Source organism: Corynebacterium glyciniphilum AJ 3170, assembly GCF_000626675.1.
GTDB lineage: Bacteria > Actinomycetota > Actinomycetes > Mycobacteriales > Mycobacteriaceae > Corynebacterium > Corynebacterium glyciniphilum.
Genome location: NZ_CP006842.1, coordinates 197,489 through 220,202, shown reverse-complemented (window position 1 = coordinate 220,202; position 22,714 = coordinate 197,489). Strand labels below are relative to the sequence as shown.

General features: G+C 65.9%; 22 protein-coding genes. 10 read left to right on the top strand and 12 right to left on the bottom strand.

Annotated elements, in window-relative coordinates; genetic code table 11:
* Positions 1-2: 2 nt before the first annotated feature.
* The 5 genes from CGLY_RS01060 to CGLY_RS01040 are packed head-to-tail and all read left to right on the top strand — an operon-like array spanning position 3 to position 3,710.
* The gene (locus CGLY_RS01060; protein ID WP_038545344.1) at positions 3-389 is read left to right on the top strand and encodes a hypothetical protein; all 387 of its coding nucleotides are present in this window, start codon (positions 3-5) and stop codon (positions 387-389) included.
* Positions 390-432: 43 nt separating this feature from the next.
* Positions 433-609, top strand: a complete 177-nt coding sequence (locus CGLY_RS01055) for a rubredoxin (RefSeq protein WP_407080801.1) — start codon at positions 433-435, stop codon at positions 607-609.
* 51 nt (positions 610-660) lie between these two features.
* Positions 661-843 (top strand): rubredoxin, encoded by a 183-nt coding sequence (locus tag CGLY_RS01050; RefSeq protein WP_038545341.1) that lies wholly within the window; start codon positions 661-663, stop codon positions 841-843.
* Between the two features lie 45 nt (positions 844-888).
* Positions 889-2,166 carry an NAD(P)/FAD-dependent oxidoreductase gene (locus tag CGLY_RS01045; RefSeq protein WP_081803716.1) on the top strand — a complete coding sequence of 426 codons (1,278 nt, stop codon included), beginning with the start codon at positions 889-891 and terminating at the stop codon, positions 2,164-2,166.
* Positions 2,167-2,183: 17 nt separating this feature from the next.
* Positions 2,184-3,710 carry a carboxylesterase/lipase family protein gene (locus tag CGLY_RS01040; protein ID WP_038545339.1) on the top strand — a complete coding sequence of 509 codons (1,527 nt, stop codon included), beginning with the start codon at positions 2,184-2,186 and terminating at the stop codon, positions 3,708-3,710.
* Between the two features lie 61 nt (positions 3,711-3,771).
* Here the strand turns inward: CGLY_RS01040 and CGLY_RS01035 are convergent, their stop codons facing one another.
* Entirely contained in the window at positions 3,772-5,208 is a 1,437-nt protein-coding gene (locus tag CGLY_RS01035; protein ID WP_038545336.1) for a dicarboxylate/amino acid:cation symporter, read from the bottom strand.
* A 277-nt stretch (positions 5,209-5,485) separates the two neighbouring features.
* On the opposite strand from CGLY_RS01035, the gene CGLY_RS01030 reads away from it, so the two are divergent.
* Positions 5,486-6,280: a CPBP family intramembrane glutamic endopeptidase gene (locus tag CGLY_RS01030; protein WP_081803715.1), complete on the top strand. Its 795-nt coding sequence runs from the start codon at positions 5,486-5,488 to the stop codon at positions 6,278-6,280.
* A 47-nt stretch (positions 6,281-6,327) separates the two neighbouring features.
* On the opposite strand, the gene CGLY_RS01025 is transcribed toward CGLY_RS01030, so the two are convergent.
* The 3 genes from CGLY_RS01025 to dps all read right to left on the bottom strand — a co-directional run bounded on the left by CGLY_RS01025 (position 6,328) and on the right by dps (position 9,347).
* Positions 6,328-7,323: a GmrSD restriction endonuclease domain-containing protein gene (locus CGLY_RS01025; RefSeq protein WP_038545333.1), complete on the bottom strand. Its 996-nt coding sequence runs from the start codon at positions 7,321-7,323 to the stop codon at positions 6,328-6,330.
* Between the two features lie 63 nt (positions 7,324-7,386).
* Positions 7,387-8,637 (bottom strand): glycosyltransferase 87 family protein, encoded by a 1,251-nt coding sequence (locus CGLY_RS01020; protein WP_052539418.1) that lies wholly within the window; start codon positions 8,635-8,637, stop codon positions 7,387-7,389.
* A 206-nt stretch (positions 8,638-8,843) separates the two neighbouring features.
* Positions 8,844-9,347, bottom strand: coding sequence for a DNA starvation/stationary phase protection protein Dps (dps, locus tag CGLY_RS01015; protein WP_038545329.1), 504 nt, complete (start codon positions 9,345-9,347; stop codon positions 8,844-8,846).
* A gap of 110 nt (positions 9,348-9,457) precedes the next feature.
* Between dps and CGLY_RS01010 the strand changes: the two genes are divergently transcribed.
* Together CGLY_RS01010 and CGLY_RS01005 are read left to right on the top strand one after the other, a co-directional pair.
* A complete protein-coding gene (locus CGLY_RS01010) occupies positions 9,458-10,327 on the top strand; it encodes a PaaI family thioesterase (RefSeq protein WP_052539416.1) in 870 nt (289 codons plus the stop codon).
* 2 nt (positions 10,328-10,329) lie between these two features.
* Complete coding sequence (locus CGLY_RS01005) at positions 10,330-11,184, top strand: PaaI family thioesterase (RefSeq protein ID WP_038545326.1); 855 nt, start codon at positions 10,330-10,332, stop codon at positions 11,182-11,184.
* A 153-nt stretch (positions 11,185-11,337) separates the two neighbouring features.
* On the opposite strand, the gene CGLY_RS01000 is transcribed toward CGLY_RS01005, so the two are convergent.
* Together CGLY_RS01000 and CGLY_RS00995 are read right to left on the bottom strand one after the other, a co-directional pair.
* Complete coding sequence (locus CGLY_RS01000; RefSeq protein WP_038545323.1) at positions 11,338-12,405, bottom strand: CNNM domain-containing protein; 1,068 nt, start codon at positions 12,403-12,405, stop codon at positions 11,338-11,340.
* Positions 12,398-13,777 (bottom strand): hemolysin family protein, encoded by a 1,380-nt coding sequence (locus CGLY_RS00995; protein ID WP_227590326.1) that lies wholly within the window; start codon positions 13,775-13,777, stop codon positions 12,398-12,400. The genes CGLY_RS01000 and CGLY_RS00995 overlap by 8 nt, the downstream gene beginning before the upstream one ends.
* 162 nt (positions 13,778-13,939) lie before the next feature.
* On the opposite strand from CGLY_RS00995, the gene mgrA reads away from it, so the two are divergent.
* Positions 13,940-14,986 (top strand): L-glyceraldehyde 3-phosphate reductase, encoded by a 1,047-nt coding sequence (gene mgrA / locus CGLY_RS00990; protein WP_038545318.1) that lies wholly within the window; start codon positions 13,940-13,942, stop codon positions 14,984-14,986.
* Between the two features lie 20 nt (positions 14,987-15,006).
* Here mgrA and ggt read toward each other — a convergent pair whose 3' ends face one another.
* The 5 genes from ggt to CGLY_RS00965 all read right to left on the bottom strand — a co-directional run bounded on the left by ggt (position 15,007) and on the right by CGLY_RS00965 (position 20,792).
* Complete coding sequence (gene ggt, locus CGLY_RS00985; protein WP_407080817.1) at positions 15,007-17,118, bottom strand: gamma-glutamyltransferase; 2,112 nt, start codon at positions 17,116-17,118, stop codon at positions 15,007-15,009.
* A gap of 102 nt (positions 17,119-17,220) precedes the next feature.
* Entirely contained in the window at positions 17,221-17,775 is a 555-nt protein-coding gene (locus CGLY_RS00980) for a type 1 glutamine amidotransferase domain-containing protein (protein ID WP_038545315.1), read from the bottom strand.
* Between the two features lie 67 nt (positions 17,776-17,842).
* On the bottom strand, positions 17,843-19,384 hold the full coding sequence (gene exaC, locus CGLY_RS00975) for an acetaldehyde dehydrogenase ExaC (protein WP_038545312.1): 1,542 nt from the start codon (positions 19,382-19,384) through the stop codon (positions 17,843-17,845).
* A gap of 117 nt (positions 19,385-19,501) precedes the next feature.
* A complete protein-coding gene (locus tag CGLY_RS00970; protein WP_227590324.1) occupies positions 19,502-19,978 on the bottom strand; it encodes a DoxX family protein in 477 nt (158 codons plus the stop codon).
* A gap of 52 nt (positions 19,979-20,030) precedes the next feature.
* Positions 20,031-20,792 (bottom strand): class I SAM-dependent methyltransferase, encoded by a 762-nt coding sequence (locus CGLY_RS00965; RefSeq protein ID WP_038545306.1) that lies wholly within the window; start codon positions 20,790-20,792, stop codon positions 20,031-20,033.
* 112 nt (positions 20,793-20,904) lie between these two features.
* Here CGLY_RS00965 and CGLY_RS00960 point away from each other — a divergent pair, with 112 nt between their 5' ends.
* Positions 20,905-22,131, top strand: coding sequence for a DUF418 domain-containing protein (locus CGLY_RS00960; RefSeq protein WP_227590462.1), 1,227 nt, complete (start codon positions 20,905-20,907; stop codon positions 22,129-22,131).
* Positions 22,132-22,156: 25 nt separating this feature from the next.
* On the opposite strand, the gene CGLY_RS00955 is transcribed toward CGLY_RS00960, so the two are convergent.
* Complete coding sequence (locus tag CGLY_RS00955) at positions 22,157-22,714, bottom strand: cysteine hydrolase family protein (protein ID WP_038545300.1); 558 nt, start codon at positions 22,712-22,714, stop codon at positions 22,157-22,159.

Genomic DNA, 22,714 nt, shown 5'->3' with positions numbered 1-22,714 from the left:
ACATGACCGCCACAGCTGACCCGAACCAGCAGTCGCCCGATCTCGAGTCGTTGCGTTCCACCGGCGGCGCCGACATCCCTGAGAACCAGGCGCCACCGCAGAAAATGACCAACCCGAAGAAGCACTACCTGCTCTGCGTCGCGTCAGGCCTGGTCGGCGCCGCCGCACTCGCACTGGGCATCTTCGGCGCTTTCGGTACGCCCTATGCCGAGGCAGTTGCCCCCTGGCTGATCCTGATCTCCCTGTTCTTCCTCCTTCCCGGTGTCGTCGGCATCTACCGCGGCCCCGGAGTCCCCTCAACCCACGTGATCCCACGTCCGAAGAACCGCAAGCCGATTGACTACGCTGCCGGAGCTGGCGGAGCCGCCGGCCCCGCCCCCACGGCCTGACCAGCCAACCCCACCAACTGCATCCTGAGAAGAGAAAGGACAGGTGACCACTGTGGCTGTGTACCAGTGCCCCCTGTGTGATTACCGAGTCGACACCGAAGCAGGCGACCAGGCCGAAGGATTCTCCCCTGGATTCGACTGGGACGCCGAAGTCCCCGAAGACTGGTTCTGCCCGGACTGCGGCGTCCGCGACAAGGTCGATTTCGACAAGGTCAGCTAGATGACTACAGCAACAGCATCACCGACGACCAGCTCAGGAAAGGAGCTCACCATGGACGACTACAAAGTCTACGAATGCCTGCAGTGCGGGTACATCTACGACGAGGCAGAAGGCGACCCGGCGGAGGGCTTCCCCCCGGGCACCCTGTGGGCCGATATCCCCGATGACTGGGAGTGCCCGGACTGCGGAGCGGCGAAGGCCGACTTCGAGATGGTCCAGATCAGCCGCAAGTAGATGGCGCTCCCCGACTCCGCAGACAGACACAGACAGGATCAGCACATGACTCAACCCGACCACCAGCGCATCGCCGTCATTGGCGGCGGCGTGGCCGCCCACTCGGCGCTCAAGGCCTTCCTCGCTGCGGCCGGGGACACCGTCGGCTCCACCACTGTGGACATCTTCACCCGCGAGGCCCACCGGCCGTACCGTCGTCCGTCCGTGAACAAGGACATCCTCATCGACGGCAAAGGTGCCGAAGACGTCGCCCTGCCCGGTGCAGTCTTCGACGGCTCCGACAACATCGACGTTTCACTGCACCTGTCCAGCGATGTCACCGCCGTGGACACCACTGACCGCACCCTCACCGTCAACGGCGAGCAGTACTCCTGGGATCAGCTGATCTTCGCCACCGGAGCCTCGCCACGGCACCTCGACACCCCGTGGCTCGACGGACGCAACGTCCACTACATCCGCACTCCGGAGCACTCGACCTCCCTGCGGGAATCTCTCACCGCCCTGACGTCCGGCGACAACGTCGTCATCGTCGGCGCAGGAATCCTGGGGCTTGAGGCCGCGGCAGCCGCGGCATCGCTCACCGAGGCCACCGTCACCGTGCTGGAAGCGCAGGACGACATCTGCCGCCGCATTCTGCCCGCCGCCGCGGCCGGATGGTTGCGCGACAAGCACACCGCTCACAGCATCGACATCCGGTGCGGGCTGTCCGACGACGAGCTCAGCGCGACCGTCGCCGAACTGGATCCGGCGGTCGTGGTCGTCTCCGTCGGGCTTGACCGTGACATTTCCCTGGCCCGCTCCGCCGGTCTGGACGTCGGACGCGGAATCGTCATCGACGAGTACGGCCGCACCTCCGTCCCCGGCGTCTGGGCCGCAGGCGACTGCGTCGAGATCCACGCCGAAGACGGAACCGTCACCCTCCCCGAGGACGAAGGCTCCGCGCGTCTGCTCGGCGGCATCGTCGGGCTGACGATGGCCGGACAGGAGACCGACCGCTTCCTCCTCAGCCCACCGAAGGGCTGGTCCCGTCAGTACGGGCTCATGCTGAACCTCCTGGGTGCCACCGGCCGCCCGGTGCAGAGCGGCCAGCCCGGCCCCTCCAGCCACCCGTCCGACCACGAATTAGTCCTGACCAGCGACGAGGATGAGCTTGTGGTCTTCAGCCTGGAATCCCGGTCCGGCGGCGAGTCCGTCGTTTCCGGTATCACCACCGTGGGACGCAGCCCGATCGTCCGCAAGGCGAAGAATGCTCTGGGCATGACCCTGAACGAGGTCGAATCGGAGTTCTTCACCGATGAAACACTCATCCCCTCCTCCACCTGAGGGATAGGCTGGTCCCCATGCATCAGGGACCACACACGCTCCGCACGACCGTCGCCGACCGGTGGACCGTGACCACGACCACCGGTGACCTCCGAGGCCACGCCGTCAACCACGGCGTGGCCTTTCGGGGTGTCCCCTACGCTGAACCGCCCCTCGGTGCCCGCCGCTTCCGGCGGGCCGTCCCGAAGACGCCCTGGGAGGGTACCCTCCTCGCCGACCGTCCCGGCGACTACTGCAGTCAATGGCGCGACGCCCGTCACGGGTGGATCGGCTCCGAGGACTGCCTCTGGCTCAACGTGGTTGTCCCCCGCAGCGGCACCACACCAGGCACCGGTGGCGTCATCGACGAGGAAGCGAACCGTCCCGTCGTCGTGTACCTGCACGGCGGCTCCAACATTCACGGCTCCGCCCGCGAGCCCCTGCTCTCCGGCGAGTACTTCGCCGCCGCCACCGACGCCGTCTACGTCGCCGTGAACTACCGGGTCGGCGTTCTCGGCCAGCTCGCCCTGGGGCACGCAGACTCCCTCGACACCGACCGGTACGAGACCAATGCGGGGCTCTCCGACATCATCACCGCCATCGAATGGGTGCACGCCAACGCCCGCTGCTTCGGCGGTGATCCCTCCCGCATCACCGTCATGGGTGAGTCCAGCGGAGGCGCCATGGTGACCGCGCTGAGTGCATCACCGCGCATGGACGGCCTGATCGCCGGATTCATCGCCCAGTCCCCCGCCGGGGCCATGGTCCACTCCCCCGACCAGGCCCGGCATCTCGGCAACACCGCGCTGGACATCTTCAGCGAACGCCCCGATGCGAATCCGCTGAGCGCCCCGCACCAGGATCTTGCGTGGCTGACCGAGAAGCTCAACGCCGCCTCCTGGGGTACTGCAGGAATTGCCGGCGCCTTCGCACCGGTGATCGATGACCTGCTACCACAGCACCCCCTTGAACCGGCAGCACAGCTGGACGTGCCACTGCTCATCGGCACCAACCTCGATGAGTATGTTCTGATGCGCTGGAACCGCGTGTCCCGGCGCGCCCTGCAGGGGCAGACCCAGGGGTTCGCGTCACTCATCGACGGCGACCGTGCCCCGGATATCCTGTCGAGGTTCTACTCCGACGGTCGACGCCGCGGGGACGCCGGACGTTTCATCGGAGATGCCCTGTTCACGGCCCCGTCGATGCGACTTGCCGACCAGCACCCCTCGGGCCGCGCCTGGATGTACCGGTTGGACCTGTCCACCCCGTCCCTGAATGTCTCGGGTATCGGAGCAACCCACGCCCTGGACCTGCCGATCCTCTTCGGACGCTACGACTCGGGACGCGGTCCCGGCGCGCTGGCCCTGGGCGGGCGGGACCGGATGGCGGCGACGACCACGGTGATGCAGCAGCGGTGGCGCCGATTCATTCACCGTGGTGATCCGGGCTGGACACCCTACCGGGACGGCTTCGCCACCCAGATCTTCGACGCCGGGGAGCAGACGGTCGCCGACCCTGTCCCGGAACTCCGTGAAGCCTGGTCGCAGGTACGGCTGACCGGTTAGCTACTTCCCGTTCAGCCCGTCCTCCACGTGGAGGGCTCGGCAGCGGCAGGCACCCGCGATATCAGCTCCGCACGGAAGAATCGGCCCTGTCGGTGACCGCGTTCTCCTCTGAAGCCCCTACTGGCTCCTGGTCGATATGCGCCCGGTGGCTGTCCTCCCCGGCGGCACTTTCGAATCCGCCTTCCTGCGCGGCGTCCCAGATCTCCCGGTCCCAGATCCCGGCCCGCTTCGCGACCACGGTCGCCGCCAACGACTGGCCGGTGACATTCACGGCCGTGCGCCCCATGTCGATGATCGGCTCGATGGCGAGCAACAGGCCGACACCAGCGAGCGGCAGGCCCAGCGTCGACAGCGTCAGCGTGAGCATCACGGTAGCCCCGGTGGTACCGGCAGTGGCGGCCGATCCGATCACAGACACGAAGATGATCAGCAGGTAGTCGGTAAAGCCGAGGTCGATGCCGTAGAACTGGGCGACGAACAGGGCGGCGATCGCCGGGTAGACCGCGGCGCAACCGTCCATCTTCGTGGTCGCACCCAGGGGCACGGCGAAGGACGCGTACTCGGTGGGAACACCCATGGAACGCTCCGTGACACGCTGGGTCACCGGCATCACGCCCATCGAGGAGCGGGTGATGAATCCCAGGGACGTCACCGGCCACACACGACGGAAGAAGCCGATCACAGGCAGACCGTTGAACGCGAGCACGGCCGGGTAGATGACGAGCATGACGATCGCCAGGCCGATGTAGATGGCAAGCACGAACTTACCGAGCGACCCCAGGGCGTCCCACCCGTAGTCGGAGACGGCGTGACCGATCAACGCGCCCGTGCCGATCGGGGCGAGGCGGATGATCCACCACAGCACCTTCTGCACCACGGTGAGCAGCGACTCCGTGACGGCCAGGAACGGTTCAGCGGACTTGCCGGCCTTCACCGCGGCCACACCGAGCACGATGGAGATGACCAGCAGCTGCAGCACGTTGAAGCTCAGTCCGATGTCCCCGTCCGAGTTGGCGGAGGCGGCGAGTCCCAGGATGTTGTCCGGGACGATGGACTCGAGGAAACCGAGCCAGGAGCCGGAGCTGGACGGCTCGGCAGCGCTGGAGGCGTCCACCGAGGTCCCCTCACCCGGCTTCATCACGAGTCCGACCCCGATGCCGACGAGCACGGAGAAGAAGGCGGTGATCGCGAACCAGATCAATGTGCTGATGGCCAGCCGTGCGGCATTGGCGACCTTGCGCAGGTTCGCCACCGAGGTGATCACCGCAGCGATGATCAACGGCGGGATCATCAACTTCAGCAGTGTGACGTAGGTGGACCCGACCTCGTCGAGAAGAGTACCGAGCCAGCTCTGGTCGTCCTCCGGGAGGTCTGCTCCCTGGGCGCGGGCAATGAACCCGAGGATCAGCCCGATGACGAGGCCGGCGATGACCTGCGCTCCGAACCCGGTGAGCCAGCCGGGTATACGGCCGGTCCGGTGTTCCTGTGTTGTCGACATACGCGTTTACCTGACTCTCTGGGCCCTGCGTGGCGAGCACCCTGACTCTGTCCCGGTCCCCGTCGATGCACGGAGCCGGACAGACTTATCTGTCTATCTGTTGTGTCCATACTTTAACGCCACGGGTCCCGATATCCATTCCCGCCCCGTCACGTTGAACAGATCACCATGTTCCTGGGGGTTTGCTGGCAGGCGCGTCTGGAGTCCATGTCGATCCGCCCCGACAGCGTCCGCGGGCTCGCGACCGGGGTCGCCACAGGTATAACGTGGGAGAGCAATGAGCCTGACCACCACACGTTTCACCCCGTCTTCCTTTCTGCGTCGGCGCCGCACCACCGCCGCTGCCGCCACCGCCGTGATCTCCCCGCGGCGCATCCGCACGCGCGACATCCTCAATGTCATCGCGGTCATCACCGCCCTGGCGGTGATCAACATCACCGCGCACTTCTCACAGCTGGCCGCCGTTGCCACGACCGTCCCCGTCGGTGTCGCGATTCTCCTGGTCATCGCCCGTGCCAACGGCATGACCTGGCGCGACCTCGGCCTGGGGCGTCACACGCACGGTCGTGGGCTGCTCTACGGCCTGGGCGCGGCCGCCCTGGTCGTCGTGGGTGTGGGCATCGCCGTCGCACTGCCGTTCACCAGGGAGTTCTTCTTCAACGAATCGTACGCGAGCCTGCGCACAGCTCTCATCGCCGCCCTGGTCATCATCCCCCTGCAGACCGTCCTGCCGGAGGAGCTGGCGTTCCGCGGGGTACTGCACGGCACGCTGGCACGCATGGGTGGGACGAAGCTGGTGTTCATCGGCAGTTCCCTGCTCTTCGGTCTGTGGCATATCGCCAGCTCGCTGAATCTGACGGCGAGCAACGCCGGGCTCACCGCCTTCCTGGGGTCGGGAACTGCGGCCCAGTGGACGGGCGTAGGCGCCGCTGTGGTCGCCACCGCCGCCGCGGGCGCCGGATTGACCTGGCTACGCCACCACACTGGCAGTGTGATCGCCCCGATCGGGCTGCACTGGGCGCTCAATGCCGTCGGTGCACTTGCCGCAGCGGCAGCCTGGCAGCTGCTGTAAACCTCTCCGACTCTCCTGCTCTCGCCCCCTGACGAGAGTCGGAGCACTCACTCGCAGGCGACACCGTCGTTGTCGCCGTCCATCTGCGGCCGGTACCCGGGTTCGCCTCGCAGGAGCGGTGCCGCACCAGCGGCGCGGGCCGCGGTGCAGTTCTCGTAGTAGACATCCCCACCCGGTTCCGCCGCGGGGACGGCGGGCTCCGGTTCAGGAGCTGGCTCAGGCTCAACCGCCGGTGCCGGAACCTCATCGACCGGCGCGACGGTGTCCGCCCCGCATTTCTCCAGCTCACGGCTGATGGCATCCCGTTCAGCAGCGGTCACCCAGAGACCGTACTTCGCCTTGACCTGCACCTGTGTGGACACGTAGCTGCACCGGAACGCCCGGTTCGCCGGTAGCCAGGTGGCGGCGTCCCCGTCACCCTTCTGCATGTTCGCCGGACCGTCGACGGCGAGGAGGTTGAGATGGTCATTGGCGAACTCTTCGCGTCGCTCGGCGCTGAGCTGCTGGGCACCCTTCTGCCAGGCGTCAGACATTGCGACGACATGGTCGATGTGCACGTCTGTACTGGTGTCCTGACCCCGCACGAAGTTGATCGTTGTGGCGGTGTAGGGGTCCTCGAGGGTCCCCGTGAGGACCTTGCACGGCCCCTCCCGGTGCACATCGGACATATCCCTGGCCAGGACGTCGTTACGTTGGTCGCAGCCGTTGCGGTCGGTGTCTTTCCACCGCTGGCCGAATTCATCCCGGCTGTAGCCGGTCTTCGGCGCCCGCCCCTTGACCTCCAGGGTCGCCAGGGTCGTGACGGCGTCCTGCACCGCGGGGTCTGCGTGACCGGCCGCGACATCAGAATCCCGGTCATCACCGGGGCCCCCGCGCTCACCCGTCTCGCCGGCCTCTGTGGTGCCGGACCCCGTCAGCTGCGGCGCCTCCGTGGTGACACCGGCTGCCCCGGCAGCACTGTCCCCGGTGTCGTCGCAGGACGACAGGGCAAGCGCAGCCGTGGTGGCGAGTACGACGGCGACCGGCCGCCCGAAGAACCTCATGTGACCCCTGAGTCTGGTGTGATAGTTACGGGTCACATACTAAGGGGCAGAACGACAGCGGTGTTATTCGGCCACCGGAGTGGCCCGCCGTGCGACTACGAGCAGCAGGACGAAGCACACGATACCGGCGATCCCCTGCACATTCTCCAGCAACCAGGTGCCCTCGAACATGCGGTAGAGCGGTTCACGCGTACCCACGCTGTTGTCGAGCAGCAGGTTCGCCATCAGCAGGACCGACACGGCCACCAGTGTCAGCCGGTCCCTCGGCTGTCCCTCGACCCCCAGCACCAGCGACACCAGCAGACCGACGGCAACGATAATGCCAGTCCAGTGGTGCGTCACCGCCACCGGAGCGGAGATGCTGACCGCCAGAATGAGCAGCAACAGCGTGGTGACCGGACGCCCGGCCCGAACCAACCGCCATGCTGCCCACCCGGACACCACGGCGATGACCAGCAGTCCCGGGATCATCACGGTCTGCGCCAGTTCGCCGTCCATGCCCGCCTTGGCCAGCAATCCGGTGATCGCCTGGTTGGCGTTGAACTCCGGCGGGCCGCCACGGTCGCCGTTGAAGAATTCCTCGGTCCAGTAGAACAGGGATTCCGTTGGTCGCATCACCCAACCGAGAACCACGGTGAGCAGGAACGTCCCCGCCGACCGTGCCAGGTCACCCCATCGTCGCGAGACCAGGAACACCAGCGCATAAGCCGCCGGGGTGATCTTGATGCCCGCCGCCAGACCCACACCGGCTCCTCGCAACCACCGGGGCGTGTACCCCAACAGGTCAGCCGTGACCATCGCCACGAGAAAGACGTTGATCTGGCCGTACATCAGGTGGGTCTGCAGCGGCTCCAGGCACAGGGCGAAACCCAGCATGGGCACCGCCACCAGTGGCGCCCACCGCAGTCGTAGCCGATCGGCGACCATCGCCAGCACGCCCCAGGCCGCCACCAGGGAGGCCATCGTCCAGAGGGTCTCCATCAGGCCTTCGTCGAACCAGGTCAGCGGCACGAACAGCGCGGCCGCCAACGGCGGGTAGATGAAGGCGAAACCGCTGCGTGAGTCAAAATCGTCCCCGTAGAGTCCGCCCCCCTCGACGATGGCCCGCCCTGCATCACGGAAGACACCGACGTCCAGGAGGAAATTCTCCCGGAAGTGCCCGACCACCCCCACCACCTGCCAGACCAGCAACACCATCCCCAGCAGCGCGACGGCACCGGCGATGATCTGTCCCCTCCGGGTCCGCGGCACACGCCGTGGCAGATCCGCAGAACCTCGGGAGGCGTCGGGACGCGACGATGCGGCAATGGTCATGGGGTGGAATCAACTCCGTAAGGTGCCGGGCCAGAGGTTGGCGCAGTGAATGGCGCAGGGGTCAGGGCAAGAAACGGGGGCAAGCGTAGGGTCGCCCGCTGAGCGGACCTCCCCGAGATACCGGGAAGCCGCTGACAACCCTACAGGGCTGACAGCGGCTCACTGGTAGCTAACCCCGGAGGCTAACCGGGGAACGGACGGTGCGACTATGCGCCACCGGAGATGTTGCCGTTACCGTCCTCGAGGTGGGCACGGATAAACCACTGGAACTTCTCCATTTCGCGGACCTGGCCCACGATGAGATCCTCGGTGACCGGGTCAAGCTGGTCCACGGCGGAATCCGCCTCGCGGGTGTCGACGATGACCTTGTCGTAAACCTCGTTCAGCGCAGAGAGATGCTGCTGGACGGTGCCCTTGTTGATCGGGTACTGCAGCGGGTCGCGGCCCGGGGCGTGGGAGTCCGGGGTGCCGACGGGCTCGCCACCGAGGGCAGCGATGCGCTCGGCGACATCGTCAGCGTCGCCACGGACGCGCTCAACCTCCGGGTCGAGCATCTCATGGACACCGATGAACGTCGGTCCGACAACGTTCCAGTGTGCGTGCTTGAGGATCAGGTGCAGGTCGTTGTAGGCGGTGAGCCTCTCCTGCAGAATGTCGATGACCTGCTTGGCGTCGCCTTCGGACAGGCCCGGGACAGTGAAGTTACTCATGGTGTGAATCGCTCCTTTCACTGTCTCAGAGTACGCTGCCCTCGCGAAGCTCGCCATGTTCACATAAATGTTCTCGCGGGCCAGAGGCAGAATGTAGTGTTACGGATATTATGACTTCGCGAACAAACCCCTCCCGAGCCCGTCAGTTGGTCCGTAAGGCCCAGGGGCAGGTCATGAAGCGTGTGTTCTCGGGCCCCCAGGCCTTCGAGCGTTCCCTCGACGTCTGGCCACCCTTGGCCGGTGCCGGGGTAAAGATCCGCAACATCGCCGATGACTGGTCCCGGGGTGACGTGATCCTGCGTCTGGGCCCGTTGAACCGCAACATGCACGGTGCCGCCTTCGGAGGCACCTTGTTCGCCATGACCGACATCCTGTTCGGCACGCTGGTGATGAAACGCCTCGGTAAGGACTACGAGGCGTGGACCAGGACGGGAAGCTTCCAGTATCTGAACCCGGGCCGCAACGGCGCGAAACTTGTCGTGGACGTTGACGATGCACTGATCGCGGACATCGTCGACAAGGTGTCGGACCACGGCTACTACAACGTCGCCTTCACCTCGGTGATCCGCAACCCCGACGGCACGGTCGTGGGCATCGGGCAACAGGACCTGCACGTCCGTCCCCGCAAGGGACGCGAGGCCAGCCGTCCGACCTCCAAGGACGGCTCCACCACCGCCCGTGGCATCGGGGAGTCCGCACCGCCGCTGGAACCGCGTGGCATCACCCTGGCGTCACTGGTCACCGCCGTCGCCTGGCGCGCCTGGGGCAGCGCTGACGATGCCTCGGACCGTGGTGGCCAGCTCAACTCCGTGCTCAGCCATGCGCGACGCATCCCGCAGCCCGAAGACCAGGCCCGGTACGTCGCCGCCGAGGCTCTCGACACCGGGGCGCTGACCCGGGAGCAGATCCTGGAACTGCACATCCCCGAACGGCTCCTGCCGGAGACAGCTCCGGGAGACACCCGGGACGGTGGGTCGTGACCATGCAGCGCACCCGCCCTGGCCAGGGACGCCGTCGGCCGCTGCCGGTGCGGATCTACCGGTCGGTGGAAAGCTACATCACCCGCTACGTCTTCTCGACGCCTCGTGGACTGCAGCAGGTCACCCGGTTCTGGCCACCCCTCGCGGGGTCCGGGGTGAAGTTCCGCAACATCGCCGAGGACTGGTCCCACGGGGAGGTCGTACTCCGCCTCAGCCCGATGAACCGCACCCCGAACAACGCCGCGTTCGGCGGCACGTTGTTCGCCATGACCGATATCCTGTTCGGAACCCTGGTGATGCGGCGCCTGGGCTCTGACTATGAGGCATGGACCCGGACGGGTACCTTCCAGTTCCTCAACCCGGGCCAGGACGGTGCCGCCCTCATGGTCGATGTGGACGACGAGATGGTCGCCCGCATCCGCCAACGTGTCGCCGCGGACGGGTACGACAACGTCAGTTACACCTCGGTGATCAGCAACCCTGACGGCACCGTTGTGGGGATCGGGCAGCAGGACCTGCATGTGCGCCCCCGGAAGGGACGCGAGGCGAGCCGTGCGTTCTCCGTCGACGGTTCAACGACGCCCCGGTCAGAGTCCGAGGCGGCCCCGCCGTACGAACCCGCCGGAATCACCCTGGTCTCTCTGACCACCGCGGTGGCGTGGCGGGCCTGGGGCGGCCCCGACAATGTCACTGCCTCCGACGGACGCCTGAACTCCGTCCTCAGCCACGTCCGCAGGATCCCCCTTCCGGAGGACCGCGCCCGGTATGTGTGCGCGGAGGTCCTGGCGGACGGGGCGCTGACCCGTGACGAGATCATCGGCATGCGGATCCCGGAGCGCCTGGTTCCCGAGGCGTAGGTGTACGCCCCGGTATGTCCCCGGCAAGACTCTGGAGGTGCTCTGAAAAGGCACCATCCTGTGCATGGAATCAGGCCGATACCTGTGCACCACATGGTGCCTATTTCCCCAGGGCCAGAGACACCACCTGTCCGGGGGTGCTGCTGGCGGCGATCAGGATGCCGACTGTGCAGTACGTCCCCGGCCGGCACCCGGTTCCCGGGGCAGGACGAAGGCAAGGATCTCGGGCAGGGTGACCACCCTGGGCAGCAGTGCGTCATCCGCCGCCTGTCCACTGTCGACGTCATTACGGACGCCGACGAGCTGCTCGCTCTCCTCCCTCATCCGGTGAAACGCCTCGTAGACCGGCATCGATGCCGGCAGCACCAGCAACTCGCGGGCCAACGGGGCGACTGGAGAGGTCCTGGCCTCCGGCAGGGTGTCGCGCACATGCAGTACGCGCATCTGGGCCCCGTCCTGCGACGCCTCCAGCAGGACACGCATCTGCGCGGTGTCGCGGGCGGCGTCCTGTACCTCTGCCACCGTCGCCGATGACGGCAGGTGGGGAACCCTCGTCCCCGGGAGCTCGCCGAGGGTCCGTTGCTGCAGATCCAGGGCACCGGCGATCTGCGACTGGAACTCTGCCTCCAGAGCACCTTCCTCCGCGGAGTGGGCAACCAGGTGACGCAGTGTGGCAGCGTCATGGCCCGCGGCCGCGGCACGGTCGACGGGCTCCACCCCGGAGAGCTTCACCAGGCGGTTCGCCACCCGGTTCATCCACAGCAGCAGAGGTCGCAGGATCCAGGCAAGACCGCGTGCCGGCAGCGACACCAGGCGTGCAGCACGCTCCGGGAACGCGATCGCCCACGACTTCGGCGCCATCTCCCCGATCACCAGGTGCAGGAAGGTGACGATGAGCAAGGCAACCAGGAACGACACGGTGTACGCAGCCCCGTCCGGGATACCCCAGGCGGTGAACAGCGGGTTCAGCCAGCCCGACACGGCCGGTTTGGTCACTGCACCGAGGGCGAACGTACAGGCGGTGATACCCAACTGGGCGACCGCGAGCATCACGGTCAGTTCGTTGACACCACGGAGCGCGGCTCTGGCTGCCACACTTGTGTCGGCGATCTCCTCGAGACGGTGACGTCGTGCGCCGAGCAGCGCGAACTCGACCATCACGAAGAACGCGCTCGCCACCAGAAGCAACAGCGTCACCAGGATCACGGTCAGATCATTCATATTCGGTCACCTCCAGGTGGACGAGGAGTTCAGTGGGCACGTGGTTACCGATCTCGGTCACCTCGGCGATGAGGACCCGGTTCTGCGGCCGGTCGTCGACGACCTCCCGTGGATCCCTCGGCAACGGCACCGGAATGATGTCGCCGACCTCCGGCAGTGAGCCGAGTTCCTCGATGACCAGGCCCGCGAGCGTCTCGAATTCGCCGTCGGGCAATCGCACATCAAGGACACGCGATACCTCGTCGAGGTGCTCGTCCCCGGCGATCCGCCATGTTTCGACGTCACCGGGGACACCGTCTTCGCGACTGATGTGGTGTTCCGGGGCATCGTGTTCGTCGGTGAGCTCACCGACGAGCTCCTCCGCCAGATCCTCGGCGGTGAGCACGCCGGACACACCGCCGTACTCGTCGACGACGCAGGCCAGTCGGTTGTCAGACTCCTCCAGGGCAATCAGGGCGTCCGGAAGTGCCATCACCTCGGGCACCACCACAGATTCACGTACGAGGGTTCCGACCGTGGTCTCCGGGTCGAGATCCGGGTCGAGGACGTCCTCCAGGTGCAGGACACCGTAGAGCTTCTCCTCTTCCTCGTGTGTCTCCTCGTCCTCCACCGATCCCAGCACGGGGTAGCGGGTGTGCCCACCGGACATCCGGGTACGGGCCTCGGCCACGGTGGTGCCGGGATCCATCTCACCCAGCCGTGCGCGCGGGACCATCGCATGTTCGACGGTGCGTTCCGGAAAGTCCAGGATACGGTCGATGAGCATCGACAGGTCCCGGGGCAGGTCACCGGAGGCCCGGGAATCGGCGACGATGCGCCCCAGGTCCTTCCGGTCTGCGGTGGAGTCCACGTCTTCCACCGGGGTGACACCCACCAGCCGCAGCAGAGCGTTGCTCGACCAGTCGAAGAAGGCGATGAGCCAGCCGAAGAGGAACAGGTAGACCTGTGTCGACCGGGCGAGCGCGCGGGCCAACGGTTCCGGTGCCGCGATGGCGAGGTTCTTCGGGTACAGCTCGGCGAAGATCATCTGGACCACAGTGGCGACAAGCAGCGTGACGGTCGCGGCGACCGCGGCAGTCCCCGCGCCACCGATTATCTCCCCCACCGAGCCGCCGATCAGTGGCTCGGCAAGCTCACCGACGAGCAGGCCGGTGACGGTGATACCCAGCTGGGCACCGGAGAGCATGAAGCTCGTCCGTCTGGTCACGGCGAGAGCACGCCCGGCGGAAGCGTCACCGTCCGCGGACAGGGCACGCAGCCGCGCCCGGTCGACCGACATGTAGGCGAATTCCTGGGCGACGAAGTAACCGTTGGCGACGATGAGGGCCAGGATGAGGACGATGCCGAGCAACAGCATCAGCAACGGGCTCACCGGTCACCCCCTGAGGCCGGTGCAGACGTTGCACGGGGCGGGCGGCTGTGGCCGCCCTTCATACTCGGACAAGGGCCATCGTCCATGGTGGACGCTCAACTCCTTCAGGTAGTGAATGTAAGTGATACGCAGGATACACGATGACGCGTACCCTCGGCGTCCATGAGTGACATCTTCCCTGATATCTACCGCGCCGCCGATGACCGCTACGGCAGTATGCCCTACAACCGCAGTGGGAGTTCCGGGCTGAAACTCCCGGCGATCACCCTCGGTCTGTGGCACAACTTCGGTGCTGACCGCCCACTCGACACCCAGCGTGCCATCCTCCGACATGCCTTCGACCGGGGTGTGACGCATTTTGATCTGGCGAACAACTACGGGCCGCCGGCCGGATCGGCCGAGGAGAACTTCGGACGGATCCTCGCGTCCGATTTCCGCCCCTACCGGGATGAGCTGGTCATCAGTTCCAAGGCCGGGTGGTACATGCAGGACGGCCCCTACGGCTTCGGTGGCTCGCGGAAGTACCTGGTGGCCAGCTGCGACGCCTCCCTGGCGCGGATGGGCCTAGACTACGTCGACATCTTCTACCACCATCGCCCGGACCCCGAGACACCCGTCGAGGAGACTGTCAGCGCCCTGGACCACCTCGTGCGCTCAGGCCGGGCGCTGTACGTGGGCATCAGCTCCTACTCCCCCGCCCTCACCCGGCAGGCAGCGGAGGTGGCCCGCGACCTGGGAACCCCTCTGACCATCCACCAACCGTCCTATTCCATGTTCAACAGATGGGTCGAGGACGAGTTGTTGTCCACCTGTGCCGACTCCGGGCTTGGCGTCATCGCCTTCTCCGCTCTGGCGCAGGGACTGCTGACCGGGAAGTACCTCGACGGCGTACCGGCAGGGTCGCGCCTGGGCGACCACAAGATGTCGGAGTCCTTCCTCACCGACGAGACGCTTGAGGCGATCCGCGCGCTGAACGCCATCGCCGCGCGACGCGGGCAGTCGCTGGCGCAGATGGCAATCGCCTGGGTACTGCGGCGTCCGGAGGTCACCAGTGCCCTGATCGGAGCGTCCTCGGTGAACCAGCTGGATGATTCCCTCGATGCCCTGGAGAACCTGGACTTCACGGACGAGGAGCTCACCGAGATCGACCGGTGGGCGGTGGACCGGGGCATCAACCAGTGGGCAGGAGCCACGGAGTCGACGACGTAGTACCGGTCTCGCCGTCCCGCTCAGCCGCCCAGGACGATGCCCTCCCGGCGGGGGTCTGCACCGCCGATAAGCGTGCCGTCCTCCTGACGGACGATGGCCGACAGTCCGCTGGACTGATCCTCGGTACTGACGTCGTGGCCACGGTCCTCGAGACCGGTGATGAGTCGGTCCACGGCCTCTCCACCGTCACCGATCAGCGGATTCTCGCCTCCGATACCCGTCTCCTCGGTGTTCCGTGCGCCGAAGTTGGGTGCGCTCACGGCCTGCTGAGGGTCCATACCCCAGTCGACGAGACCGACGATCGTCTTCACGACGAACTGGGGAATCACGGCTCCTCCGGGGGAACCGAGCACCATCCGAACGTCACCGCGGGCCTCGTCGGCGGCAGCGCTGCCGCCATTGGCGTCACGGCCGTCTTGACGGTCGAAGATGATCATCGGCGCCATCGAGGACCGGGGCCGTTTCGCCCCCTCCACCCGGTTGGCCACCGGGTTGCCGTCCTCATCGACAGCGTCCTCGGAGAAATCGGTGAGCTGATTGTTCAGCATGAAGCCGCCGACCATGTGAAATGAGCCGAAAGCGGCTTCCACGCTGGTGGTCATTGATGCGGCGTTGCCGTCACCGTCGATGACGCTGATGTGACTGGTGCCGTTTTCCGGCTGGTCCGCACCCCGGGCCATCGCCATCTCGAGTTCACCCGGATCGGCCTCCCCCACCGACGTCTCCGGGTCGATGCTGTCGAATCTGCTGCGCAGGTAGTCCTTGTCCAGCAAGGCGTCCGGCGAATCACCCGGCAACGGAGTGAACGCGGTGTCTGCGACATAGGTGTCGCGGTCGGCGTAAGCCAACCGCTCCGCTTCGCTGATGAGGTGGACGGCGTCAGCGTCAGGGACCGCGCCGTCGGCGGTCACGACCGACGGGGTGTACTGCTCCAGGTCGGCGTTCTCCAGGATGCCCAGGGCGCTGAGGACGGTGATCCCTCCCGAGCTCGACGGTGGCATCCCGCAGACCACCGTGTCACGGTAGGGGCCGCACACGGCGTCGTGGGTCTCCGGCGAGTAGGCGGCGAGGTCGGCGGTACTCATCTTTCCGGGAGTGGTGCCGCCGTCACGACTGTTGACGCGTTCGACGATGCGGCGTGCAAGATCGCCGGTGTAGAGAGCGTCGGCGCCACCGTCCGCGAGGGTTGAGAGGGTGGCGGCGTACTCCGGGTTCTTCAGCAGGTCCCCTGCCTTCTTGGCGTTCCCACCGTTGTCCAGGAAATAGGTGCTGGCATCCTGGTCGCGGGCGAGATCCTCAGCGGAGTCGTCGATGGACGCCGAGAGCCTCTCACTGATCCGGAAACCGTCGGTCGCCATGCTTTCCGCCGGTGCCAGCAGGTCGGCCCAGTCGGTCGAGCCGTGTTGCTCATGCAGGTCGCCGAGGGCGGCGACAACACCGGGCACTCCGATGGAGCGTCCGGAGCGTCGCGCATCGGGGGTCGGGGCACTGGTGTCCTCCCGGGACACCTGGCTGAGGTAAGTGCCGGTGGCGGCGATGGGTGCGGTTTCGCGGCCGTCGATGGCGGTCAAGTTCCCTGACTCGGCGTCGTTGTAGAGGATGTAGCCGCCACCGCCGACTCCGGAAGCCTGGGGCTCTACGAGACCAAGGACGAACTGGGCGGTGACCAGTGCATCCGCAGCATCACCGCCGTCACGGAGCACCTCACACGCCGCCTCTGTGGCGAGGGGGTTCGCGGTGGCGACAGAGAAGTTGTCGGTCTGGACCGGCGCCATCCCCTCGCGGAATCCCGTGGCGATCTCCGGGTTGGTGGAGATGTCGCGTTCCGCCTCCGCTGAGGCAGACGCTGAGGCAGACTCTGACATCGTCGCAGATGGTTCTGCTGTCGCCTCGCCACCGGCGTCTCCGGACGCCGGCTCCGCTTCTTCGCAGGTGTCCGGAGTCGCTGGCGCAGCGGATGTGGGTGAGGGCTCGGCAGCGTTGCTGGAATGGGCTGCTCCTGCTGTGCCGGTGGTGGAGTCTCCGTCCCCACCCGAGTCATCCTCCGGCATCTGACATCCTGCCAGGAGAAGTGCTGCCGAGGCACCGAGGGCGAGGACAGGCTTCCACGTACTGCGTCTGCTGCGTCGCATTCCACTCATTCCCCGATCCTAGCCACGCGGGCCGCGGGTGTGTAGCCCCGGAAAAGGAGAATCCGGAAAGGACCGACAGACAGACGACCCCGGGCGCTGGCGTCAGGCGCTGGCGAAGGCTGCGACCACGGCGTCGTTGAACGCCGGCAGGTCATCCGGGGTGCGGGACGAGACGATAGTGCCGGCGCCCCCGGTTCCCTCACAAGTGTGCGCCTCTTCGTCGACCCAGGTGGCACCGGCATTGATCAGGTCGGTCTTCAGGCTCGGGAAGGAGGTCAACGTCCTGCCCTTCAGCACGTCAGCGTCCGTGAGGATCCAGCCACCGTGACAGATCACGCCGACCGGCTTGCCCGCGGTGACGACCTTGCGCACCAGGGATACCGCGTCCGCGTCGAGGCGCAGTGCGTCCGCATTGGACGTGCCACCCGGCAACAGGATGGCGTCGACGGTCGCGGCCTCGATATCGGCCGTCCTGGCGTCGGCGGGGACGTCGGTGCCGTTCTTTCCGGTGATCGTGTCACCACCGGGCGTGGCGATGACGACGGTGGCTCCCGCGTCGGAGACCGCGTCGCGCGGGGAGGTCAGTTCGGAGTCTTCAAAGCCGTCCGTCGCCAGGACGACGACGGTGCGTCCCGTGAGCTTCTTCTGGTCAGACATGGGTGATACCTCCTGTGGGGTCGATTACTCGTCCGCCCACAAGGGTACGCGCCCTGACCGGACCGGATCAGAACAAGCCGTTCGGGTTCTCGTCGTAAGACCACAGCAGGTTCTTCGTCTGCTGGTAGTGGTCCAACATCATCAGGTGAGTCTCCCGGCCGATACCGGACTTCTTGTACCCACCGAACGCCGCATGCGCCGGGTAGGAGTGGTAGTTGTTCACCCACACCCGACCCGACTCGATAGCACGACCTGCCCGATAGGCGGTGCGGCCGTCGCGGGCCCAGACACCGGCACCAAGACCATAGTCTGTGTCATTGGCGATCTCGATGGCCTCATCGAAGTCCTTGAACGTGGTCACAGCCAGCACCGGACCGAAGATCTCCTCCTGGAAACACCGCATCGCATTGTTACCCTTGAGAATCGTCGGCTCGACGTACAGCCCGTTCTCCAGACCCTCAACGGTGCGCACCCCACCACCGATGAGCACCTCGGCGCCCTCCTCAGGACCGGACTTGAGGTAACCGGTGATCTTGTCCATCTGCTCCAGCGACGCCTGCGCACCGATCATCGTCGCCGGATCCAACGGATTGCCGGCCGTGATCGAGCGGACCCGCTCAACAGCCAGCTCAAGGAACTCGTCGGCAATGTCCTCTTGGATCAACGCACGCGACGGGCAGGTGCACACCTCCCCCTGGTTCAGGGCGAACATCGCCAACCCCTCCAGGGTCTTCTCCCGGAAAGAGTCGTCAGCGTCCATGATGTCGCCGAAGAAGACATTAGGCGACTTCCCGCCGAGCTCCAGGGTGACCGGGATGAGCTTGTCGGCCACCGACTTGTTGATGATCTTGCCGACCTCGGTGGAACCGGTGAAAGCGATCTTGGCGATCCGGTCATTGGCGGTCAGTGCCGCACCGGCTTCCTCACCGAGCCCGTTGACGATGTTGAGCACCCCGTCGGGCAGCAGATCGGCGATGAGTTCGGCGACCAGCAGGATCGATGCGGGGGTCTGCTCGGCGGGTTTGAGCACGATGGCGTTGCCGGCGGCGAGCGCCGGGCAGATCTTCCACGCGGCCATGAGGATCGGGAAGTTCCACGGGATGATCTGACCGACCACACCGAGGGGCTCATGGAAGTGGTAGGCGACAGTGTTCTCGTCGATCTGCGACAGCGTGCCCTCCTGAGCGCGCAGTGCTCCGGCATAGTAGCGGAAGTGGTCGACGGCCAACGGCATGTCCGCGGCGAGGGTCTCGCGCACGGACTTGCCGTTGTCCCAGGTCTCGGCGACAGCCAGCATCTCGAGGTTCTCCTCGAGCACGTCGGCGATCTTCAGCAGCACCCGCGAGCGTTCCTGAACACTGGTCTTACCCCAGGCGGGTGCGGCGGCATGGGCAGCGTCGACCGCCTTGTCGATGTCCGCGGCCTGTGAGCGGGCGACCTCGGTGAAGACCTTGCCGTCGACCGGGCTGATGTTCTCGATGTACTGCCCGTCGACCGGGGGCACCCACTGTCCGCCGATGAAGTTCTCGTAACGGGGTTTGAAGGATACGAGGGAACCTTCGGTTCCCGGGGCGGCGTAGGCGTTACTAGCGGTTGCTGTGGTGGTCATGGCGTGGTGCCTCCCGTGCAGGGTTCGTCGGTGCTTGTCGTGCCACCGACCAACGTAACCCTTTTTCACCGTGATAACGACCACTATTTATTCATAGTGTTGTACCGATCACAATACTCAGCGGGCGGCGGCACCACGACGTCGACGCAGCACCCCATCCACGCCGTACCGTCCTCCAGCGACGGCGCCAACGAGCGCCGCCCCGGCAGCCAGGACCAGGACCAGCTCGTAGCCACCGTCACCGACGAAGATCGTCCCGGCGGTACGGTGCGCGAACCAGAAAGCCCCTGCCATGTCGACGACAACCAGTACCGCGACCAACGGGGTCAACAGACCGATAATCAACAGGACACCACCGACCAGCTCGACAGCGGCGGCGAAGATCGCCGACGCAGTGGCCGCAGGAATGCCCATGGAGTCGAATCCCTGGGCAGTGGCATCGATACCGTCGGTGAAGAACTTCTGCCATCCGTGGGCGAAGAGCGTGACACCGAGAGCGATCCGGGCAAGGAGAATGACGACGTTACTGACGGTCGTGGACATAGAGAGAACCTCGCGGTCTTTCTTGAGGAGAGTAGTTGACGTGTCCACCATATAGGCGATAGTTGACGTGTCAACCTCTGTGTGACGCAGCGCTCACCATACGTCAGAGCCGCCCGACGCGCACCGCCACCGGCCAGGACACCTGGCGCGGACGACCATTGTCGCCCCAGATGTCCACGATGTCCGACGTGAAATTCTGAAACAGGTCCGACCTGCCCTGCTGTTCTGCCTTCCGCACCGCCGACCACGTCCCGATGTACCCCAGGAACGCCTCACGATCCAGGTCAGCGTCGATGCTGAGCTCCGGCGCGTCCAGCTCCTCAAACGGAAACGGCATCGTCCGGTACCCCTCATCGACATACCGACGCTCCGGATCCCAGTACGGGCCGATCTCGTCGTAGTAGAACCGTCCAAAACGCTCCTGGACGTCCTGGTCGGAGATCCGGAGGATCCCGTAACTCACCAGGGCGATGAGCGCGCCTGGACGCCCGATACGGCGGGCCTCAGCGTAGAAGTCCGGCAGTGTGAACCAGTGCGCAGCCTGCGCGGCGGTGACCAGGTCGGCGGCCGCGTCCAGCACCGGAAGCGCCTCCGCTGAGGCCACCTCGTAGGCGACATTCGGATGCTCCGTCGCCGACGCGATCTGTGACTCACTTGGATCGAAAGCCAGCACACGGTCGAAGTAGTCGGCCAACTGCGTTGAGAGTTGCCCCGTTCCACAACCGACGTCTACAGCCACACCAGTCGCCGACGTGTGCTCCGCGAGGAACCCGGACACCTGCGTGGGGTAGGACGGGCGGAACGTCGCATACTCCGCACCGCCGGTGAACCAGTTGCTGCTCGGGGCCTCCCGCTTGTCATTCATGTGGTTCAGGGTACCGGGACCTCACGGGATCATACCGTCATCGTCCCGGAGTCATACCCGGGGCTGACGACCACCGCATCCTCAGGTGGCATTCTCGGAATCCGTGACCACCATGAACACACAGAAGAAACGCATCATCGGACTGGATGTCGCGCGGGCTGTCGCCATCATCGGCATGACCGCCGACCACTTCGGCCCCGCGTCCTGGGCACCCTGGGTGATGGGCTGGCCGTCGATCCTCTTCGCCTTCCTCTCCGGCATATCCATGGCCCTGATGACCAGCCGTGGACTCGCGACCGGCGTCCCGATGTCGCGAATCCGTCGGCGCATCGCCATCCGCGGCCTGATCCTCCTGGTCATCGGCATACTGCTCGCCTCCGCTGGGCCGGACATGATCATCGTCCTTGCGACGCTCGGCGCATCCTTCCTGCTCTGCACCACCCTGGTCTCCCTGAGCGGGCCGACGTTGGTCGCCCTCGGCACCGCGGGCATGTTCGTCCTGCCGCAACTGTCCTACTGGCTGCGGCAGAACGTCTTCCCCATGACCGGAGATGAACTCGCCGTCGTCCCCCGCCTGGACCACCTCACCTCGGTGGAAGGTGCGGGTGTGGCGCTTCGTGCGCTGCTGTTGGACGGCATGTACCCGACACTGACCTGGCTGCCGGTCATCGTGCTCGGCATGGGGGTGATGACCGTCGGTGTCGACGGCATGAAACGCATCGTGTGGTTGTCCGTCGGTGCCGGCGCAGCCGTGGCCTCAAGCATCTTCAGCTGGATCATGGTCGCCCGCTTCGATATAACGCCGATGATGATGCAGTTCATGGGTCTCCCTCTGCGCGACCTCGCCGACGCGACGGAGACCAGCGTCTTCGGAGCATGGCGCATGTACAGCGCCTCGATGGGGACAACCTCCTCGGCCGGCGAACTCCTGCTCAATGGTGCACATTCGGGATCTACGCCGGACCTGCTGCTCAACACCGGTATCAGCCTGGTTCTCGTCGCGGTCTGCCTGTATGCCGGTGATCTCCTCGGGCAGTGGACATTCCCGCTGGCCGCCCTGGGGTCGTGCGCATTCACGGTGTACGTCGGCCAGGCGCTGGTGTCAGCGGCGATCAACCACTGGCTGCCCGATGTCCACGACGAACCGGGACTCTCACTTCTGCCACTGGTCTTCTACCTGGGCATCTCCCTGGCGTTCTGCATGATATGGAAACGCTTCTTCCGACGCGGCCCCCTGGAACAGGCCATGCATGTGGCATCGACCTGGGAGCGCCGCAGGTCAGAGAGGCCGGAAGCGGAAGCGACGCAGCCCGCCCAGGCGGAAAAGACCTCGGTCTAGGTTCAGCTTCCCGGCGCACGGCCGGTCAGCCTGTCACGAACGACACCTGGTCTGCAGTCTCGACGGCGGCGGTCTTTCCGACACCACCCTGAAACTGCCAGTAGAGGTTCGTGTGGTCAATCACCTGTTCAACGGGTGGTGCCCCCCACTCCGTCTTGTCGCCGGCGGTGTGTGCGTCGGCGACGAGCGTGACGTCGTAGCCGCGGGTGAAACCGCCGTGGATGGTGGAGCGGATGCAAGCGTCGGTCTCGGCACCGGTGACAACGATATGCCCGACGCCGAGATCCTCCAGAACCTCGTTCAGGATCGTCCCCTCGAAGGCATCCCCGTAGGTCTTCGGGACCAGACGATCCCCGTCTTCCTGCTGCAGTTCAGGGACGAATTCCCACTCGTGGGTGTTCGGTAGGAGGTGCTCGGCCTCGTGCTGAACCCAGACCACCGGGACATTCTCCTCGTGGGCTCGGTCGACCAGGTCTTTTACGGTGCCGACGACCTCGTCCCGACGGAACGCACCGTCGACGACAAGGTTCTGCAGGTCAATGACCAGCAGCGCAGTGTTGGGACGATCCTGGAATGAAGACAT

Coding starts and splice junctions, on each gene's coding strand:
- ggt (WP_407080817.1), bottom strand. CDS start 17,118: ATGCGACGCAGCAGACGCAGTACGTGGAAGCCTGTCCTCGCCCTCGGT.
- CGLY_RS01020 (WP_052539418.1), bottom strand. CDS start 8,637: ATGACCATTGCCGCATCGTCGCGTCCCGACGCCTCCCGAGGTTCTGCG.
- CGLY_RS01040 (WP_038545339.1), top strand. CDS start 2,184: ATGCATCAGGGACCACACACGCTCCGCACGACCGTCGCCGACCGGTGG.
- CGLY_RS01050 (WP_038545341.1), top strand. CDS start 661: ATGGACGACTACAAAGTCTACGAATGCCTGCAGTGCGGGTACATCTAC.
- CGLY_RS00965 (WP_038545306.1), bottom strand. CDS start 20,792: ATGAATGACAAGCGGGAGGCCCCGAGCAGCAACTGGTTCACCGGCGGT.
- CGLY_RS01045 (WP_081803716.1), top strand. CDS start 889: ATGACTCAACCCGACCACCAGCGCATCGCCGTCATTGGCGGCGGCGTG.
- CGLY_RS00960 (WP_227590462.1), top strand. CDS start 20,905: ATGAACACACAGAAGAAACGCATCATCGGACTGGATGTCGCGCGGGCT.
- CGLY_RS00970 (WP_227590324.1), bottom strand. CDS start 19,978: ATGGTGGACACGTCAACTACTCTCCTCAAGAAAGACCGCGAGGTTCTC.
- CGLY_RS01010 (WP_052539416.1), top strand. CDS start 9,458: ATGACTTCGCGAACAAACCCCTCCCGAGCCCGTCAGTTGGTCCGTAAG.
- mgrA (WP_038545318.1), top strand. CDS start 13,940: ATGAGTGACATCTTCCCTGATATCTACCGCGCCGCCGATGACCGCTAC.
- exaC (WP_038545312.1), bottom strand. CDS start 19,384: ATGACCACCACAGCAACCGCTAGTAACGCCTACGCCGCCCCGGGAACC.
- dps (WP_038545329.1), bottom strand. CDS start 9,347: ATGAGTAACTTCACTGTCCCGGGCCTGTCCGAAGGCGACGCCAAGCAG.
- CGLY_RS01005 (WP_038545326.1), top strand. CDS start 10,330: ATGCAGCGCACCCGCCCTGGCCAGGGACGCCGTCGGCCGCTGCCGGTG.
- CGLY_RS00980 (WP_038545315.1), bottom strand. CDS start 17,775: ATGTCTGACCAGAAGAAGCTCACGGGACGCACCGTCGTCGTCCTGGCG.
- CGLY_RS01000 (WP_038545323.1), bottom strand. CDS start 12,405: ATGAATGATCTGACCGTGATCCTGGTGACGCTGTTGCTTCTGGTGGCG.
- CGLY_RS01035 (WP_038545336.1), bottom strand. CDS start 5,208: ATGTCGACAACACAGGAACACCGGACCGGCCGTATACCCGGCTGGCTC.
- CGLY_RS01060 (WP_038545344.1), top strand. CDS start 3: ATGACCGCCACAGCTGACCCGAACCAGCAGTCGCCCGATCTCGAGTCG.
- CGLY_RS01030 (WP_081803715.1), top strand. CDS start 5,486: ATGAGCCTGACCACCACACGTTTCACCCCGTCTTCCTTTCTGCGTCGG.
- CGLY_RS01025 (WP_038545333.1), bottom strand. CDS start 7,323: ATGAGGTTCTTCGGGCGGCCGGTCGCCGTCGTACTCGCCACCACGGCT.
- CGLY_RS00955 (WP_038545300.1), bottom strand. CDS start 22,714: ATGTCTTCATTCCAGGATCGTCCCAACACTGCGCTGCTGGTCATTGAC.